Here is a 16,440-nt window from a genome sequence, read left to right on the forward strand (position 1 = left end):
TGGGTCTATCATGCCCCGCGTGACTACCGGTAACACCATGGCACCATGCGTCATCATCGGAGAACGTGCCGGGGAACTAATCAAAACCAGCCATCAAGCGGGCTAGCTTGATAGTTATGCCAACTTGTAAGCAGGAGTATCAAGATGCCCCGTATCTTTCAACAAACTGAAACGTGCGTTGTCAAACCAAATCCAGCAGTCATTGTCGATTCCTTCCTACAGTCGATCCGCGATGAACAAACTTCAGGAGCTGTTGAACTGTTTGCTGACAACTTCACTTTTAATGACTATGGACTGCTGCTATGTTTTACCGATAGACCGCGGCTAGCGATTTTCTTTGACAAGCGGGTTCAGCTATGCCCGGATTTGTTGTTCACCGTAGACACGCAGTTCATCGATGGTTAGTAAAGGTGCGGCCGCGTTGCTTTCTTGATGCAAAATCGCCATGCCATGAACGGCGGCGCCTCGCAACTACGAATTCACTTCCAACAATGCAGAGTTGGACCTGCGTTGCCCAAATGGCCCATTTTGTAGCGAATCGCTGCCATACCCCAGAACCAGGGCCACTCTCCCCGCAAGGGCTTGTAAAGCCTGTTCCCGGCACAAAACGTAAACCCGAGTTACCGAAAGTCTGCTTAACTATCCGGCCGAAACACAACATCAAAAATGGAGGACAACTGTCTAAACCCTACCATCTTGTTCTGTTGCCGATACGCGAGCACGTGAGACTTTACCCACTTCCAACGTGCACGTAATCCCCAACTCGTTGCCTATGTCTGGTAATGAAGCTCAGCTGACGTGGACTATTGGGCGATGTCTGATGTCAGGGACGGCGCGCCGGAGAACCTCGTGCGTCACGGGGGCCGTATCGCCTTCTCCGAGGAAGATCAACCTAATCATGTTGAAAACGGGATTCCCTTCCTTCCACTTGAAATAACCATGCGGAATGTTCCCGGTGCGCCGCTCAAGCTCAATGAGAAGAGCCGCGATGGAGTTCGCGACGACGGGACTCTTGGCATAGAGGACCTTGTTCCTGCCAACGCGACGGCCGTCGACCCAGAGGGTGTGCTGAAATTCGGAAACGTCGGTGCGGATGACCTCGACAAAGTAAATACTTTTATTCGGAGTGAGTCCGTAACGATCGCGAACAAAACGATCGACCGCGTCGAGCTCTTCTGCAGTCTCCGCCTCGAGATTGGGTCTGGGTGTGTGAGCCATGACCCGGATGACGTGATCTTCGTCTTCCCGCAGTAGGTCGCGAGCTTCCTGGGAGAGCTCGATCTCTGTAATGCGAAGCTCAGTGGACCGCAGGGCACGCGACAGAAGCGAGACCCCGATGATCGTGACGATGAAAAACGAGGATATCTTAATACCTTCGGGTCGCTCGTAGATGTTCACGATGGTTGTGTGTACAGGAAAATGGCGGTGATGAGGAGATAAACCCAGCGTAAACGTTCCTTCCATAAGGATATGGTGACGGCGACGGCGGCGGAGGTGATGAGGACGAGAACGCCGGTGGCGTAGGCGCCGCCCTGAGCGTCGACATCTGCATTAAAGAGAAGTGTGACGAGAACCGCGACCGACATGAACACGAGGACCAAAGGGCGCGAGGCAAGAGCCCACTCCGGTGCCATGCCGAAGCGGGGGAGATAGCGGGGGATAATGTTGAGGAGGCCCGCCATCGCTGAGGCTCCGGCGAAAGCGAGGATGAGAATAGTGGAGATGTCGTAGAGAGAACCGAAAGACGTCGCCCAAGTAGTGATGCGCGAGATAAGCCATGGCACGGCCGTTTGCTGGGCCACCTTCTGCAAACGCTTTGGCTGGAATGAGCAGCGTAGTGACGAAACTAGTGGCCATGAGGAAGATGCTCATGATTGCGGCTGCGGTGGCAAGAAGCTTGCGGGTATTGCGAATTCGATAATCAAGGTCTTCGCCCTTGATCAGAGACATCACGGCTACCCCCGTCTCAAAGCCTGAGAGACCCAGAGCGAGCTTTGGAAAGAGAATAAGGCACACACCGAGCATACCCAGAACACTGGGATGTTGCGCGAAGAGAGCGCTCTTCCACTGTGAAATAGCCTCCGTGTGGTGAAAGATCGCATTGATCGCGAAGAGAGTGATCACCGCATTAAGGAGCAGTTAGACCACGACGAGGATCACGGCGATGCCGACAGCCTCCTTAAAACCTTTCAAAAAGATGGCTCCGAGCACCGCGAGAAGAAGAAGGGTTACGAGCATCTGACTGTGCAACCAAGTGGGAGCGTATGGATTATGAACGAAGTGGGCGCCTGCGTCGGCGGCGGAGAGCGTCATAGTAATGATGAAGTCAGTGGAAGCGAACCCGAGCAGGACGAGAACGAATACCTTGCCGCCCCACTTGGGAAAAAGCCGCTCCAGCATCGCGATAGAGCCTTGGCCGTTCGGGCTGGCTCCGGCGACACGGCTATAGAGAGGAAGAGCCGCAAAGAGTGTCACTAAGACGAGAACCAGAGTGGCGACGGGAGAGAGCAGACCAGTCGCAAGAAAGGCGATCCCAGGTTGGTAACCAAGGGTGGAGAAGTAATCCACGCCAGTGAGGCACATCACATGCAGACGTGTTGGTGTCCTGGATGTTCCTCGACCGCTTCGGGAAGGCGAATGTCGGATAGCAGCCAATCAGTGAAGGTTGATCGATGCACGGCACTTGCCTCATCGCGTTGAGTGGTCGATAGTGTGATGCTGATTGTGACAAGTTGGTAGCGCTGGTGCGACCGCAAGAAAGAGGAATATCAGAGTCCTCTGATTGACCACGCAGGAGATCGGTTTGGTCTTGGTCGGCAGGCCCAGGCTCTAGTTGCCAATCTGAGTTACAGATACCAAGGGATGTTGATTACCATAGTGCGCTCATTCCTTCGAACAAGAAGAAGCAGTTTAAGAAGTTGGAATCTCTGGTTATGGAGCGGAGTTTGCCACCAGTATTTGACGACGAGTTCAGGAACCTGGACAGCGATCTGGCGATCGGGATAGTCGCGCTCAAGCTTAAGAATGCACTCGACGAGCGGCATGATGACGAAGCGGTAGGGTGAAGAGAGAAGTATGTGCTCAGGAACGGTCATCCCTGACGTGTACAAGGGCGCGACGACATTTTGTTGCCACATCTGTTGTACTTGGTCGCAGCACTCCTCGACGTAAATCCAGATAAGCCTTAGTCAAATTGGCAGCCAACCTCTCTAGTCAGAAGTCGTGTTGTCTCGTGCTTTGAGAGGACTTCCTCTTCAGGGAGCCGAGTTCTTCGAGCGGGCGGCTCACATATGAAGAGCGTTTCGAAGACGAGTGCCTCGACAGGGCGATGAGGTGCGGATGCTCCAACTCCTTTGCCATTCCAGCTTTGCAAAGCGCGGCGCCGCCGTATTCTGAGCTGGCTTTCTGCAGCTCGCGTCATAAGGTAAGGCTGTTGAACAGGGCGGACTTCCCTTCCGGTTTGTCTATCTGTCTGCGTTCAGCGTGCCGCGCTCAAAACACCCTCGCCCTTCGGACGCACGCTCTCCTTCCCAGAAACCGCTACGCGCCTCTGCAAGGTGCGGACTCCTTCCCCCCGGCAAGCTGTGATCCCCTTCCGCAGATTCCATCCAGTCGCCGAGGGAGTGGGTCGCGACGGCACACCCGTTGGGCAAGCATGTACCGCAGACAGCGGACAAACCAAAAGAAACGGAGCTATACATCATTGTTCAACAAAGTCATCCTCATCGGCCGGCTCGGACAGAACGCAGAAGCCAAAACCGCCCAGAACAACCGCGAGTTCGTCGTCCTCAACATCGCAACCCAGGAGAGCTGGAAGAACGACAAAGGCGACTACGACACCCGCACCGAATGGCACCGCGTCTATGCCTGGAGGAATCTCTCGAAGTTCGCCAAGACTCTCCAGAAGGGGCAGCTCATCACCCTGGAAGGCATTCTCCGGTATCGCGAAGTAGAGGATGAGGTCAACGAGACCACCTTCAAGCACCGGATCGCCGAGATCCACGCCATCAGCATGAAACGGCTCTCGAAAATCGAGGCCGCTGATGATCCCTCGGACGGGGCCGACGACGAGTAGTCGTCGGTCTGGGTGGATGAGCCGAGGGCTCATCCACCTTTGAACAAGTCTGAAGGGTGGTTCATTCTGGAGGTTCTCTTCGCCTGTCCAGCATTCAGACTTGACCTGGTCACGAGTTATCATCGAACGGATCGGCTATGATGATTCGCGAGTAGAGAGGCGATCTGAGAAGCAAAGGCTTCGGATTTAGTACTGCGACGAACCCTTAGTGGTGTGCCAAGAGCACAGGACCCCACACAACTTTGTAGTCAAGATGGATCTCATTTGCGGACGCTGCTTTATTCAAAAGCAGTGGCGATTGCCCATCGCGCCACATCCACAATACCCGTGAACTGATGTTCTTCACCGGCGGAGTGGTCAGCGAATACGCCCGGGTCTTATCTTCTGCAGAGCATCGCAAATTGTAGAAATATATTTCACCCACAGTATCGTTTAAAACGAAACAAAGATCAGGGACGGCGTACGTATCGTAGAGCAGACGCGCTTCATTTTCCTACATCCTTCCCCAAGCCTACCTGCTTCGACAATCCGTTTCCTTGTGCCGAGAAGAAGTTATTAATCCCGCTCCTGTCTTAGCTGTTCCATCTCTGAGCGGAGCTTGGCCACGACTGCCTGCAGATCTTCCACCGTGGGCAGTTCGTCTCGGACAGCCCCGGGTAACTCTCTGGTCACACGGTAGGTCGAGACGCCGATCGGCTTGGCTACATCACGGAGGGCATATTCGGCTAGTGCGTTGTTGTTGGTCTCACAAAGAAGCAGTCCTATGGTTGGGGCATCCGGTCCATTGCGAAACAGATCATCCACGGCAGACAAATAGAAGTTGAGTTTGCCCGTCCATTCCGGCTTGAACTTTCCCGTCTTCAGCTCGATCACGAAATAGCAGTGCAGCCGAAGATGATAAAAAAGGAGGTCAAGGTAGAAGGTCTCGCCTCCGATCTCGAGCGGTACCTGGCTGCCGACGAAGGAAAACCCGCGGCCAAGCTCCAGAAGAAGATCGCGAAGATGTTTGAGGAGCCCACGCTCAAGCTCCCGCTCTTTAGCGGTTGAACTAAGGGTCAGAAACTCAAACGAATATGGATCTTTGAGGATTTGACGGGTTAGATCTGAATCTTCGGCTGGAAGCGTTCGGGAAAAGTTAGTAAGAGCTTTCCCTTCTCTGTCCCGCAGCTGCGTGGAGATGTGGTGGGTCAAAACATTACGACTCCAGCCATGCTCGATAGAGGCGCGGAGATACCACTCCCGGCTTTGCTCGTCTTTGAGACGGTCGAGTAGGACCATGTGATGACCCCAAGGCAATTTTGCAGCAAGCTGCAAAATTTGAGGATCAGGCCAAGCTTCGGCAAACGATCGCATATACCGAAGGTTGCGAAGGCTGAAGCCCTCCACCCCCGGAAACTCCGCTCCAAGGTCTTTGGCGAGCCGGTCTACCACCTTGGTTCCCCATCCTTCGACCGCGAAGCGGGAGGAGAGGTCATGCCCAATGGACCAGTACAATAGGATAGTTTCCTGGTTGAGGGTCAGAGCGGCGCGAACCTGCGCTGCTCTAATTCTTGCCTTCAATTCCTCGAGGAGCGCTGGGTAGCCCGATGGCAGAGCCGTCAGTTCAACCATGAAGCTCACCGCGATAATGTCTCTGAGGATGGCGAGCTATTCTGCTTTGTTTCCACGCCATCCGATATCGACTGCGTCTTCCGTTTTGATGCATTAGCTAATTTTGCAGCAATTGCTGCAAAATTGACGATAGCATAGGTTGTCCCACTATGGATGATGTCGCATTTTGCGGATAAGTGTCTCATTATAAGATGCTTAAATAAGCTCATTCGGGTGCAGCAGGCAGAACCCAATGGGTGTCGAGACATGGACTTGCGTGGGGTTTTGAAGGTTGCCCCTCAAGCGTCCGAATCGAGATATGTAAGCCTTGCTTCCTGAGTATGAGAGTTTAATAGGCGTTAGGCGGGGAAGCTCTCGTGGTCGGCCCCCACTCTCCAGCGCAAGTTCACAATCGAACTGAGCAAATTTGAATACACGCAGGGAAAGATCGCCCGGGAAATAGATAACTTCGATATATACGTGTACGCCCCGAGACGTTCGCGATCGAGACGCTTCGTGCTGATTTGTCAACAGATACTGGGTTACCACTTACTCTGAGAAGGGTGCGATAGTGAGTCCAACTCAATTCATGACCCAATGAGCCACAATTGGGAAGGCTTATAGCGAAGATTTCGAGGCATCGAACCCCCATTCCAAACTCTGCGGTGAGCGGCGAGGATAAGTTTTCAAGGAGCCGCTTGCCATATCCTGCACGCGGAGCCCCCTGCTCGAATTCGACGATATGACGACCGATTTCCCAGCAAGTATGCATCTGAACGAGGTCGACCTCGCGGATCACCCTCTGTTTGGAATCTTGAATAACTTCACGGATATGGCGCAGAAGCCAAAAACAGTCTCATCCAACCCGTCCGATCGCCGCAGTTCGCTTGCCACTCGTTTACTCTAACAATTAGTTAATAAGTGTATTTTTTTCGGTCATTTAGAAGCAATAATTAAATCAATACATTCCCGATTATGAACTAATCAATATCGATTTGGATCTGTCCAGGGTATCTTTTCCGTTTGGTCAAACTTTTCAACAGATAGCGCGCGGGGCAAATCCATCGAGGAGCATCACCCACTTAATTCCGGTGTCCTGCCAAGACATACTTGCTAAAGATCCGGGTGTGTGGACGCTATCTGGCTACCTCTCTGCTGTTTGGAGGAGCTTCGTAAGCGCCTCCAGGATGCCTGTCAATTCAGCCCTTTGATCTGGATCCTTCAGCACCCTGTCCCCTGGCGACTGTCGTTGGGCCAGGATAACTGGCAGAAAAACCTCCAGCAGGCCGTTCACAACATCAGACATGGCTAGCGGCTCGAGCTTGTCTGAGGCTCTCTTCAGCTCGACGTGGAGGCTCTTCTCAATACGGAACGACCAAGCCTCCAGAACAGGTCTGCGGTTTCGGCGTGAGTTCGCTGACTTGACGATACGACGGATCAGCTCTTCTCCACTAACCAGGTCGGCGATGGTGGGGCCTGCGGGCTTCAGTTCGAATGGCGTATCCATGCGCAAATTTTAGCACTAACTCCATGAATATTGCTCGATATATAGCGCATTACCCATCAACACCAATCTATCAGAAACAAAAGCCAGTTCCCTACGAACAATCCGTTAAAGCCGGGTGCGCTATACAGCTAGATATACGTTGGTATAGCGAAAAGTGTGAGGGCTTTGCATTAATTCAGAGTGGTTGACCACTTCCAGTAGCGGCTCGGCTCGAACGTCAGAGTGGTATGGTACGGCATCGACGGCAAGTAATAGATCCTTGGCAGTAGGGTTGTTGCTTCCCTGCTTCCGTGCGTAGTTGTTAGAGGGATCCCTCTATTACAGGGATTTAGTACTATTAAAGGAAAGGATTAAAGGCTTTAAAGGGGCGTGGGTATCCCTTTTATTTGGTTACGTTTATAGACAAAACTGTGAGTTGTTATGCGTGAAAAGTGAGCTCTTATTCGTCGACCGGGGAGTTGTTATGCGTGGGAATCAGACCCCGGGTGAGTTCTTATGTGTGGGAATCATCAAATTGCCACGAAAGGGCTAGTCCAAAAGTGAGTTCCTATGCGTGGAAAATCTTCTTTAAAGTGTGCATCACTCTCATTGCACACTCCCCTGCCAGGTGAGTTCTTATGCGTAACTAATCTTCGTTCTTGCTATAAGATGCGATCATTTTGGGATCCGGACGAACGTGAGGCGGGCTCGGCAGCAGCCGCCAACCCATTTCCCCTCTCTCCTTCGTATCCGGCTGTACTCGTGCGCTTCGGTACTCTTTGAGAACTGACCAGAGTGCCTTGTCCGCATTTGCCTTGAAGTCCTGGGCTCGTTTGTACTCGGCGCCGAACTGGACCCGCAGTTCCTTATAAGAGAGAAACAGCGGCCGGTGAAGGGTGAGCATCCGGTAGGTCAGCCAGCAATAAATGTCCAGCTCCATTGGCGACCGGCGAAGAACCTTGATGGTCCGCATGTCGACGGGTGCGCTGTGCTTTAACAGCTCGTCGAACAGTGGACCGGTCAGGAGAATGGAGGAAACCCATAGATCGGACTGTTCAGGGTCGGACGGCTGGCGCCACCAGAGATCATATTCCTGGATCCCGAGGAGCTTCCCTTTCGAGTTCTCCGCAATGTCAAATGTGAATCTGATATCAGCATTGAAGAGCCGCAACATCTGATCTCGGAGCCTAGTGACAGTTCCCCATCTCCCCCCGGTGGGTATCAGGTCGAGACCTCGCATGAACTCACTAAGATTGTCACCTAGAACAATCCGGGGGTTTTCGGTCCGGCGAACCTCATTGGCGATCCATAAGAGGATAAGCCGAGGGACAGACCCAGAAGGCATACCCAGCCGGGCGTCCGGTTTGATCTGAAGGGTCATCTTCCCATTGCGCCGAACAAAGGTTTTATATGGATCGATGGTCCGAATCGAGTGGGGTAGATTGGCCTGGATGAAACAGCGCCCGGCGTAACGAACCATGCCGGCGTCCCAAACGTCCCGTTCGGCTACTTCCCTCTGGGCCGCGATCAGCTCGTCCAGCTTATTGGCGGATGGCGGATCACCGCGACGGGGCTGCCAGATCTGAGAAGTTCGTTCCTGCTCGGAGCCGGCCGGTTTCTTCGGTCTCCGGACTGTCGAGTCTCGAGTTGATGCCATCAGTTAATGAGTGGTCGCAAGCGGCCAGAGCGTACCTCAACTCTAACCTGCCGGTTCGGATGGCCTGAAGTGGAAAATCGAAAACGAACCACAATAGATACTTGGTTTACATCCGTAGACGGTTGTGGTAGCCGCTGGTCGCTCCAAGCTTTTAACCATAATTCCCGCCAGAAGAACTAATTCGCAGTTGCGTATGGTCCGACCACACAGCCCATAAGGCGTATATTTATTCACTAACTATACATTCGTTGGCACATAGAAAGATTGTCCTAAATCCTCTATTGAATTGCACAGACCCCTGAGAACCTTACGAGGAACACTTAATTGCGGACGTCGAATCGTATATAAACGACTATTTATCAGTAAAATACGGCCAAATCCTCTAGTGCCTGGAGCCTCATAATTTGGCTTTCTAGTCAGAGATATGAGGACAACCTGAGAAGAAACTTCTCTAGAGAGCAGACGTGTCTATTCGTGGAGGATTCCGACGAGTACAAGAAACATGAACCTTCCCTTCCCCGATTTAGTCCAGGAGATTCTGCGGCTTTTCGGAGAGGTCGTACTAGTACTTACTCTGAGGGCATGAGTGGGACTCGGATTCAGCAGCCAGCTTCTTGCCTTCTTTGGTGATGGCGGGGGGTGGACCTTGCAGGCAAGATACAACCTTCAGGACCGACCAGAGCGCTTGTCGAGATAATCCTGGACGTTATAGGCCTTGTTTTTTTTCGTAACCCGCGGCGAATTGATGCCCAGCATTTGATACGTCAGGGAGCAAGGGATGGCTTTGATAACTTAATTCGTGACATTAACAATGGTGTATATATAGCTGCATTTACAGAGCATATTATGTTTGTTACGGTTCATGTTTACCGGCGAGTTCTTAACCAAGAAATTCTGCAAACAGTGCATTCGTGAACAGGATCCGGGACGACTACAGGCTGACTGACCCGGATCCGAAGGTTTGTTCCACAACTTGTGTTCTTTTGATAAAGCGGAGTTCCGCGTCTTTCCTTCTCGGCACTGGTATCTCGGCGATCCAAATACCGGTCGAGGTTCCTGCAATCCGGCGGCGATTCCGGAAAAAGTTCGGCTTCTTGCGGATATTGTTTAGGATGCTCGAGTCTTTTCCATTCGTCCGGCGCTACTTATCCATTTGGTCGAGTAGTGCCAATACCTTGCGAATCAGTCAGTATTGGAAATACGGGCAGGTTCCTCTATTACTCGAGCAAGCTCAACTCCATACTCTTCTTCCCTGCCCGGTAAGGTTGAACGGATAGAAGGATCCCCTTATGCGTTAACTGATCGAAACCCCGGCGGATACCATGTTTTGCGGTCTGCAAGTTTATCGCCACCGAGGGCCGATGGTGCTTTCATCGCCGACCCATCATACCCGAACTGATACTTATATAAATTCGTATAAACCAATGATAAATATAGAGATATAGTTTTACACCCGGACTTGTGACGAGTTTAGACTCAGAAGGGACATTTGGACCGTTCATTCATGCAGGGAGCCCCGTACCCAGTTTCAATCAGACGACTCCCACGATTGCAATTTTTGAACTAATCGCATCCACCACGGAGGCAATTTTGATTAGCCAGGCTCAATTGTGACGCTTCACTCTTCTGGGGCCGTACAAATTCGTGGTTTTTAAGTGCTTGATCTACAAAGAAAGAATGTTTGCTAACATGCTAGCATGCTAGCACAGCTATCCTACGCCGTAGATCTGATCACCCTTTACCGCAAATCTGGCCGAGCGTTTCGGAAGGGATGTTTGCCTGAAAGCCTATCCGGATTCAGAAAGGCGGATACGGTGTGAGCACTCTATCAGGATGAAGTTTTATCTCTTCACAAATCAAAGCTGATGCTGCGCAGTCTGCGAGTACCTTAAAACTTCATGCCGCGCCTCCCTGCATTTGCGGTGACCGAGGATTCTTAGAAAAGACCGTACTCCCGACCTGTCATGAAGACTATGTGATCTTCAGATCGCGTTTGCACCGGGCCGGCCCAAGAGGACGGTCGTGAAGCAGCAGCACGAAGCCTGGCACCTTCTGGCAAGTTCCTTGTCGTTTCGATCTGCTCAGTTTGCTGCCCTTTCACAGACGAAATCTTTGGAGTGTCCTTTCGCCTAGGCTGTCTCGAAGCGGCTGGCGTTGCTTACCCCGAAGATAATCAATACTTATACGTGGTGCGTCCGTTGAGCTTGGCTCCAACACTGTTATATGTTGCCCTTTCTGCTCCAGTCGATCCTGATTCCGAGAAAATCCCCTTCTAGCCCGCCGATATGCTGTGCTGGGCAAATATATTGAATCGAGCTAAATATAGGCTGAGGCATATTTGGGTCAGGTTCCGTAAGGTCGTTGCTCCTGAGCGTGACAGCGACTTGCCTCGCACGTGGATAGGGTTCGTCCATGAAATCATGATCGAAAGCGTGACAGGTGCTTACGCAGTGATACGGAATAAGACAAATATCGGTACGACTTCCAGATCTAGTTAGCCCTTTGCGCAATCACAAGCGATATCAGAGAAGTAGACTATATATATATGGCTCAGCCTCGTTCATGGTTGCCGCGAGCGGACGAGATTCTCGAGGTTCTCCTCCGGATGAAGTCCCAGGAACTGGATCGGTCGGCGATCGAGGAGCTTTATCAGCTGCAGCGTCGGGCGGCCATCGACCTCATGACCAAGGCAGGGGCAGCTAAGGGTAAACGAGGGTCAGGGTTTCTCGTGAATCGTACTTCCCTGATTCGGTGGACGGAGTCCACGGCGAAAGAAGAGTCCTGGCAGCTCCAACGTCATAGGGATACCAGCGAAGAATTATCTCGAAGCATGGCTGAGGTCCGAGCCATCCGCGATGCACTCTCGAAAGAGAACAAGCCGCCGATCAGTTTTCCGATAGTCGAAAAGGTCCTTAGCGCGAACTGCACTTCCCTTCCCTCTTCCATCCGAATCGAGCATGGCCGGATCACGATTGCTGTCCCACACGGTCCGGCACAACAGATGTCCGTGGCAGCCTGTCAACTTCTCTACGAACTCGGTCTCGCGATCGCGAATGATGCGGCCGGATTCGAAAGCAGGATCTCAGCTGGCGAGTCGGACCTTATAGCCTCGATCCAATCTATTCTTCAGGCCGACATGGTTCGCGACGACGAGGATGACTCGCATGCAAGCTTGCTAGCAACCTAGCATGTTTGCTTGCTAGTACGGCCGTTGGATGAACCTCATCATACACTTCCCGCGAGACAGAGGTCTTGCTACTGTGAACCTATGCCGACTTACATCGCCGTAATCAACCAGAAAGGCGGGGCAGGAAAAACTGCGACATCCGTGAATCTTGCCGGGGCGCTTCACAAGCTGGGACGAAAGGTTCTTGCTGTGGATGCTGACCCGCAGCAGAGCATGTCTGACTGGATGCAGCAATCCGATCCGCCCAAGATGCCATTCGCTGTGCTGTCTATGGATCATCCTCAGCTGCACATTAAACTCCCAGAACTCGCGGATCCAGCCGGATTTGATTACGTGGTTATTGACTGTCCACCCGGCGGGCAATCAAAGGGCGCAGCTAGCGACCAGCGTGACAGAATCTCACGTAGCGCAGCTCTGCTGGCGGACTTTGTGCTGGTTCCGTTGCAACCGATGCCGACAGACTTCCTAGCAGCTCGACGGCTTCAGTCGTTGCTGGTTGACCTATGTGCGGTTAAGCCGGATCTACAGATAGCCGTCGCGATCAACCAAAAGAAAGTAGGGCAGAGGATGAGCAGGACTGCCCGTGAGAGCGCATTTGATCTCCTCGACAATGAAGGCATCAATCTGACTGTCCTGGAAGCCGAAATCATGCAGCGAAATGTGATCTCTGAGAGCGTCGCCTATGGCGTAACCGTCCAGGAATATCAAGCAAAATCAAGTTCTGAGCGCACCGCCATCGATAAGGCGCGCGCCGATTACATAGCGCTCGCAAAGGAGATCGAGAAATGTCTGACAACCCACTCACCCGCACTATCAGCCGCAACCGCGTAAGTCCAGAGATGGCAGCTGCGGTACTGGGAGATCCAGCTCCGGCCCTGGTGCCACCTGCGCCACCTAAACCGCAGCTCGTAGAGGCCGAGACCGAAACAACCGTGGATCTTAGTGAGCACGTCAGGACACCCGACAATGCCGAGGTTTCCGCGAAGAAGGGAAGCAAGCTGACAGTCAAGACCTCCAACTTCGACCGGCTCACTGCACGTTTCGAGCCCTCTGGCCATAAGACCCCGTTAAACGTCCGGGTGGACTCCTCTCTCAGCAGACTGGTTCACGAGAAGGTCTTCGGAGCTAAAGCGAAAGGCATCCCTCTTACAAAAGATGCCCTCGTAAGCGATGCCTTGAAGCTCTATTTTGGCATCGCCGATTAGGAAAGTGGTGTGCGGTCAGTGTGCGGTATCCCGTCGATCAAAAGTTGGCGGGATTCCTCGTATTTTGCTGTCGCTTAGCATGATCGAACCCTACGCGTCCCGGAGCGTCAAGGTCGGAAATACGCCCATTTTGGTTGCAATCAGCTTCTGCAAACTTGGCACGTCCCGCAGTCGCGATTTCAATCGCGAGTTTTTATAAATTTCGATGAATCGGGACGCGTAATGTCGGCGTGCCATTCAGTACGTATAGCAATCCAAAAAATACGCCGTTCGCTAATATAGCTCCATGTCGGTAGGCGGTGGGGCCACGAAGGTTGTTCTTGCTTTGAGCGTTGCAGGTCTTGTTCTAGGCGCCACGTACTTTTATCTGATCTCAGATCATCACAGCTCCGCACCTCCTGAGTCCGCCGATGGGCTGTTAGACAGGGCCGATACACTTGCTTGGGGCAATCGTTGGACGGACGCTCAGCCATTGTTCCTCAGGGCCGAGCAGCTCTTTACCTCGCAACATAGACCCGCCGAAGCTCTGTATGCGAGGGTTAGCCAAATCCCGCCCGATGAATCAGGCAGCGTACCGGCAAAGATCCTAGGACTCACACAAGACCTGGAGAAACCCCAGGCACAAGACCCAGAAACAAAGCTTCGTATCCTTACTATCAGAGGAATGCTTGAGACCAATTACGACGCGGCGCAAGCGCGATCCACGTGGAAGGAGGTAAAAAGGCTCGCTTTGCAACGTGGTCATTTGGAGCTGGCTTCAAGGGCAGAAGGGGAGCAGGGAATTGCAGCCTTCATCCTGGGCGACACCAACACGGCGAAGAAGCAGGTTGTAACAGCATGGGGGCTTTCGAAGGTAGAACACGATCCCGCCGCCACTGTGCGATACGCAAGTGTCTTCGGAGCGGGGCTTGTTCAACTGCATCGCTTCAAGGAAGCTCTGATGCCGCTCGATCAGGCGATCTCAATTGCAACGTCGAACCCATCACTCGCCTATCCCACCATCGCAATCTATGCGAAGATTGACGCCTTGGCGGGGCTGAAAAAGTACGATTCTGCACTTGAGCTCGCAAATGCTTCGCTCGCTCGCCTTCAAGGCACTCCATACGAACAGCACAAATCACAGGTCTACCTCTCCCGAGGGTCGATCCATCGCGACATGGACGATTGGGGTGCCGCGATCTCTGACTACAGAAACGCAATCAAGCTTTCTGAAAGTACCGACAACTATCGCGGCATCACAGACGCCGGGGGGGTTCTGGCCCAGGCATATGAGCACATAAACGACCTTCCTTCGGCGCTAAGTGCGATAAACAGTGCGATCGCCGCCAACACCCATATCGCAGACGAGCTTTATCTAGTTCCACGAAATCTCGCCATCAAAGCTGAGATCACAGAGAAGATGGGGCACGCTAAGGAAGCGGACACTCTTTATCGCAAAAGTGTGGCTCTTGTTGATGTGATGATTCAGCATGCCGCCACAACCAACATCGAGCGCTATTTGTTGGCTGAGATGAGTAATGTTTATTCAGGCTATTTTTCGTCGCTCTGTAACCAGAAACGCTACGACGAAGCATTGCAAATGCTGGAAAGAGTGCGAGGACGCATTGAAACAGAGGCAATTGAACATCACACTAGCCATCCTGCTCATCTTCCAACACAAGAGGAAAGGGAACTGACAAGACTAAACATCTCCCTGATCAATACCGACGATCCAGAGAAACGCGCAGCAATCACTTCGACAATCTACGCCACTGAATTGAAGATGAGTCCAAGCGCGTTGACTCAGCAAACCATCGAACATCCGGTGCAATTGGCTGAATTACAGCGTGGCTTACCCGCGGACACGCTGCTGGTTGAATACGTTCTTGCGGAACCCAGTTCATACGCCTTTGCCGTCACCCGGGGGAATGTTACACCTTATCAGCTGCCATCTAGGAGAACGATCGAGGCCGATGCAAACCGATATCGGAAGGAAATCCACGATAAGAAGGAAGATCGAGAACTTGCCCAGCATCTCTTTTCTGAGCTGCTACGGCCGATAAAGGGTTACAAAGAGAAAACAGACCTCGTAATAATCCCTGATGGCTCATTGCATCTGTTGCCGTTTTCAGCGCTTGATGATGGCTCCGCTTACGTCGTGAAGTCTCACACTGTCGACGTAGCTCCATCGTCTACCGTCTACGAGCTGCTAGCTAGACGCAGCGAAAGCAAGGAAGCGGTTGTGATGCCGTACATCGGTGTTGCCGCTTGGACTCAGTCCGGCGAGGGCCGAAACCCTATTGTCAGAGCCATCAATGGACCCACACGAAGCCAGTTTGTTCCCCTTCCCAACAGCAAGAGGGAAGTGGAGACAATCGCAGAGGACTTGCCGCATCCGAGCACCATCCTTTTAGGTGCCGACGCCACGGAGTCTCGGTTCAAGGAGGTGTCCATGGAAAGCTCTCAGGTCGTACACCTGGCATTGCACGGTTATGCGGACCTGGACTACCCGGATAGATCTGCGCTGGTATTCGCGCCAGAACCACAAAACAGCACTGAGGATGGGTTACTGCAGGTGAGAGAGATTCGCGGACTTCATCTGAAGGCTGGTTACTCTTTCAGCTTGTGATACCGGTGTCGGTCCGGTAGGAGAGGCGGGGATTGCAAATTTGGTAAATGCATTCATCGAAGCTGGAGCGGACACCGTTGTCTCAAGCCTTTGGGAGCTTGAAGACCAGACCACCGAACATCTGATGGCAGAATTTTACTCGCATTTAGCAAGGCATGAGAGAAAAGTCGATGCTCTCCGCGCTGCAAAGGTCGAGCTACTGGAGGAGGGTTTGCCACCGTACTACTGGGCGAGCTTTCAAGTCGTGGGAGATCCAAACGGGAAGCTATGATATCTAACAGCCTGCATCTCAAGAGCGTAACGGCCAAACATATTTTTAGGAGATCACCGACGTTCGCACCCACGGGAGTTGCTCCCAATGGCCCTCGCGACGTTCTAGTGCGACCCCACGTCCAACTTGCACATAACATGCCGCACCACATGCTTTGAGAAACGAGGGCAAATGTGTGAGTTCTATTGAAGAATACCTCGCTGAAACCATGAAGACCTGCACCATCAGCCAATTCTTCCGGCGGTCTGAGGGGATTCTCCCTAAAACGCTTTTCATCGTCAGCGTCTAATAGGTGAATCGGAAGCTTAGTCTTGAAACTACTCGGATCTAATCTGACGACGTCATGACAATGCTCATCAAA

General features: G+C 52.5%; 13 protein-coding genes and 1 pseudogene. 6 read left to right on the forward strand and 8 right to left on the reverse strand.

The features are described from left to right. The first annotated feature begins 144 nt into the window (after nt 1-144). Entirely contained in the window at nt 145-405 is a 261-nt protein-coding gene (locus AC5S26_RS26050; protein WP_494187879.1) for a hypothetical protein, read from the forward strand. Nucleotides 406-789: 384 nt separating this feature from the next. On the opposite strand, the gene AC5S26_RS26055 is transcribed toward AC5S26_RS26050, so the two are convergent. The 4 genes from AC5S26_RS26055 to AC5S26_RS26070 form a co-directional block, all read right to left on the reverse strand. Further along, on the reverse strand, nt 790-1,398 hold the full coding sequence (locus AC5S26_RS26055) for a hypothetical protein (protein WP_494187880.1): 609 nt from the start codon (nt 1,396-1,398) through the stop codon (nt 790-792). Next, the gene (locus AC5S26_RS26060; RefSeq protein ID WP_494187881.1) at nt 1,395-1,802 is read right to left on the reverse strand and encodes a hypothetical protein; all 408 of its coding nucleotides are present in this window, start codon (nt 1,800-1,802) and stop codon (nt 1,395-1,397) included. Before AC5S26_RS26060 ends, AC5S26_RS26055 begins: the two co-directional genes overlap by 4 nt. 337 nt (nt 1,803-2,139) lie before the next feature. Continuing rightward, entirely contained in the window at nt 2,140-2,583 is a 444-nt protein-coding gene (locus AC5S26_RS26065; RefSeq protein ID WP_494187882.1) for a hypothetical protein, read from the reverse strand. Nucleotides 2,584-2,846: 263 nt separating this feature from the next. After that, the gene (locus AC5S26_RS26070) at nt 2,847-3,137 is read right to left on the reverse strand and encodes a hypothetical protein (protein WP_494187883.1); all 291 of its coding nucleotides are present in this window, start codon (nt 3,135-3,137) and stop codon (nt 2,847-2,849) included. A 566-nt stretch (nt 3,138-3,703) separates the two neighbouring features. Between AC5S26_RS26070 and AC5S26_RS26075 the strand changes: the two genes are divergently transcribed. Next, the gene (locus AC5S26_RS26075; RefSeq protein WP_494187884.1) at nt 3,704-4,075 is read left to right on the forward strand and encodes a single-stranded DNA-binding protein; all 372 of its coding nucleotides are present in this window, start codon (nt 3,704-3,706) and stop codon (nt 4,073-4,075) included. A gap of 555 nt (nt 4,076-4,630) precedes the next feature. Here AC5S26_RS26075 and AC5S26_RS26080 read toward each other — a convergent pair. The 4 genes from AC5S26_RS26080 to AC5S26_RS26095 form a co-directional block, all read right to left on the reverse strand. Next, entirely contained in the window at nt 4,631-5,686 is a 1,056-nt protein-coding gene (locus tag AC5S26_RS26080; protein ID WP_494187885.1) for a PDDEXK nuclease domain-containing protein, read from the reverse strand. 385 nt (nt 5,687-6,071) lie between these two features. After that, complete coding sequence (locus AC5S26_RS26085; RefSeq protein WP_494187969.1) at nt 6,072-6,506, reverse strand: DUF1016 N-terminal domain-containing protein; 435 nt, start codon at nt 6,504-6,506, stop codon at nt 6,072-6,074. A gap of 303 nt (nt 6,507-6,809) precedes the next feature. Further along, a complete protein-coding gene (locus tag AC5S26_RS26090) occupies nt 6,810-7,172 on the reverse strand; it encodes a hypothetical protein (RefSeq protein ID WP_494187886.1) in 363 nt (120 codons plus the stop codon). A 625-nt stretch (nt 7,173-7,797) separates the two neighbouring features. Next, the gene (locus tag AC5S26_RS26095) at nt 7,798-8,808 is read right to left on the reverse strand and encodes a replication protein RepA (protein ID WP_494187887.1); all 1,011 of its coding nucleotides are present in this window, start codon (nt 8,806-8,808) and stop codon (nt 7,798-7,800) included. A 2,545-nt stretch (nt 8,809-11,353) separates the two neighbouring features. Between AC5S26_RS26095 and AC5S26_RS26100 the strand changes: the two genes are divergently transcribed. The 4 genes and pseudogenes from AC5S26_RS26100 (at nt 11,354) to AC5S26_RS26115 (ending at nt 16,079) form a co-directional block, all read left to right on the forward strand. After that, nucleotides 11,354-11,995, forward strand: a complete 642-nt coding sequence (locus tag AC5S26_RS26100) for a hypothetical protein (protein ID WP_494187888.1) — start codon at nt 11,354-11,356, stop codon at nt 11,993-11,995. A gap of 81 nt (nt 11,996-12,076) precedes the next feature. Beyond that, nucleotides 12,077-12,826 carry an AAA family ATPase gene (locus AC5S26_RS26105; protein WP_494187889.1) on the forward strand — a complete coding sequence of 250 codons (750 nt, stop codon included), beginning with the start codon at nt 12,077-12,079 and terminating at the stop codon, nt 12,824-12,826. After that, the gene (locus tag AC5S26_RS26110) at nt 12,781-13,200 is read left to right on the forward strand and encodes a hypothetical protein (RefSeq protein ID WP_494187890.1); all 420 of its coding nucleotides are present in this window, start codon (nt 12,781-12,783) and stop codon (nt 13,198-13,200) included. The genes AC5S26_RS26105 and AC5S26_RS26110 overlap by 46 nt, the downstream gene beginning before the upstream one ends. A 1,762-nt stretch (nt 13,201-14,962) precedes the next feature. Further along, a pseudogene (locus AC5S26_RS26115) lies at nt 14,963-16,079 on the forward strand (CHAT domain-containing protein). Nucleotides 16,080-16,440: the final 361 nt, after the last annotated feature.

Source organism: Edaphobacter sp. FHG110511_03 (assembly GCF_059115365.1).

Bases quoted from the DNA above. Each gene is read 5' to 3' on its own strand.
- AC5S26_RS26050 (WP_494187879.1), top strand. From the start codon at position 145: ATGCCCCGTATCTTTCAACAAACTGAAACGTGCGTTGTCAAACCAAAT.
- AC5S26_RS26095 (WP_494187887.1), bottom strand. From the start codon at position 8,808: ATGGCATCAACTCGAGACTCGACAGTCCGGAGACCGAAGAAACCGGCC.
- AC5S26_RS26065 (WP_494187882.1), bottom strand. From the start codon at position 2,583: ATGTGCCTCACTGGCGTGGATTACTTCTCCACCCTTGGTTACCAACCT.
- AC5S26_RS26090 (WP_494187886.1), bottom strand. From the start codon at position 7,172: ATGGATACGCCATTCGAACTGAAGCCCGCAGGCCCCACCATCGCCGAC.
- AC5S26_RS26100 (WP_494187888.1), top strand. From the start codon at position 11,354: ATGGCTCAGCCTCGTTCATGGTTGCCGCGAGCGGACGAGATTCTCGAG.
- AC5S26_RS26105 (WP_494187889.1), top strand. From the start codon at position 12,077: ATGCCGACTTACATCGCCGTAATCAACCAGAAAGGCGGGGCAGGAAAA.
- AC5S26_RS26080 (WP_494187885.1), bottom strand. From the start codon at position 5,686: ATGGTTGAACTGACGGCTCTGCCATCGGGCTACCCAGCGCTCCTCGAG.
- AC5S26_RS26070 (WP_494187883.1), bottom strand. From the start codon at position 3,137: ATGTGGCAACAAAATGTCGTCGCGCCCTTGTACACGTCAGGGATGACC.
- AC5S26_RS26110 (WP_494187890.1), top strand. From the start codon at position 12,781: ATGTCTGACAACCCACTCACCCGCACTATCAGCCGCAACCGCGTAAGT.